This is a genomic window from Vogesella mureinivorans (genome assembly GCF_007644035.1).
In the GTDB taxonomy this organism is placed as follows: Bacteria; Pseudomonadota; Gammaproteobacteria; order Burkholderiales; family Chromobacteriaceae; genus Vogesella; species Vogesella mureinivorans.
Map to the genome: position 1 here is coordinate 1 of NZ_VMTV02000257.1, position 250 is coordinate 250.

The following is a 250-nucleotide window of genomic DNA, read 5'->3' on the forward strand; positions in this document are numbered from 1 at the left end:
GTAGGGGTCGACGGTGAAGTCCTTGCGCAGCACCGGCAGCGCACAGGCGGCGCGGGCTTCGCGCAGGTAGTCGTCGGAGCCGTGGAAGAAGTCGACGTCGGTCAGCACCGACAGCGCCGCGGCACCGCCACGCTCATAGCTGCGGGCGATGTCGGCCGGCGAGAAGTCCGGTCGGATCACGCCCTTGCTGGGGCTGGCCTTCTTGACCTCGGCGATCACCGCGGCATCGCCGGCCTTGATGTGCTTCAGC

The 250-nt window shown here is 69.2% G+C and carries 1 pseudogene; it reads right to left on the minus strand.

The annotated features are described in order from the left end of the window. Positions 1-250 (minus strand): annotated as a pseudogene (trpC, locus tag FLQ44_RS08160) (indole-3-glycerol phosphate synthase TrpC); the annotation flags it as partial.